Genomic DNA, 1379 nt, shown 5'->3' on the forward strand with positions numbered 1-1379 from the left:
TATGAAATTCAGGCCCTGACCGAGCAGAAGCAGGACCTGGTGAACCATATTATCGTGTTTGAAAACTACCCCGTGGAACAGCGCATGGAGCAGATGGGTAGCCGCGGGAACAATGGCTTTACGATTGCCAATGCTTCCATGTCAGAGCAAACAAACTATGATTTCAACATCACCGTGGTGCCAGGCGATGAAATCCATGTCCATTTGGAGTACAACGCGCAGGTGTTGGAACGTACAGCTGTAGAGCAAATCCGTGAGCATTTGCTGCATATGATTGAAGAAGCGATTCACCGACCAGATGCACTGGTGGATGAGCTTGAGCTGGTGACTGCTGCGGAAAAAGCGAAAATCATCGATGGTTTTGGATCAGTAGGCGTAGCTGCATGGAGTGATGAAAAGGAATCCGAATTGTTGTTCCACGCCTATGTGGAAGAACAAGCGCAGCTTGTGCCGGATCATGTGGCCGTTGTATACGAGGGGCGGCAGCTTACGTACCGCGAGTTGAACGAGCGCGCGAACCAACTGGCCCGTAGATTGCGAAATGAAGGCATTGGACGCGAGTCCATTGTGGGCATTTTGAGCGAACGCTCGGTGGATATGCTGGTCGGCGTACTAGCGGTATGGAAGGCTGGAGGCGCCTATGTACCGCTGGATGCAGACTATCCATCCGAACGGATCCGCTTTATGCTGGAGGACAGCGGTGCGACGGTGCTGCTCACGCAAACCGGTTTGCAGGAGCGTGCACAAGTATGGCTCGAGGAAAGCCGGCGGGCCTTGGTCGGAGGACCGACGGAGGGCGAACTGGAAACAGCGGCTGGCGTTGAAATGATGGAAAGAGACAACCGGAACGAAAGTTTGAGCTTGAAAGCAGATTCGAAGTCTGACAGCGAAGCAGCATCCGAACCGGTAACAGGGCTGCGTTTGCATACTGTATTGGCACTTGACGATGAGTCGCTGTATACCGGAGATGTCACAGACGTCGATCACATCAACGAGCCGCAAGACTTGGCGTATGTGATCTATACGTCCGGTACAACGGGACGTCCAAAAGGCGTCATGATTGAGCATCGCAGCTTGGTGAACACGGCTGCGGCCTATCGCCGGGATTACCGTCTGAACCAGTTCCCGGTACGTCTGCTGCAACTGGCCAGCTTCTCCTTCGACGTGTTCGTCGGCGATATTGCACGGACGCTCTATAACGGAGGCACGATGGTCATCTGTCCGAAAGACGACCGGATTGATCCAAGCCGTCTATATGGCTGGATTCGCGATTATCAAATCACCGTGTTCGAATCGACTCCAGCTCTGATCGTACCGTTTATGCAGCATGTGCATGAACACGGGCTGGACATGAGCAGTCTGGAACTGCTGATCACGAG

At 53.4% G+C, this 1379-nt stretch carries 1 protein-coding gene; it reads left to right on the plus strand.

Translation table 11 applies throughout. From position 1 onward, the window contains the following. Positions 1–1379 (plus strand): AMP-binding protein (locus HFE01_RS26315; protein ID WP_167442897.1); only part of this gene is annotated, 1379 nt, incomplete at both ends.

It is taken from the genome of Paenibacillus sp. EKM10P, assembly GCF_011800655.1.
Taxonomy (GTDB): Bacteria; Bacillota; Bacilli; order Paenibacillales; family Paenibacillaceae; genus Paenibacillus; species Paenibacillus polymyxa.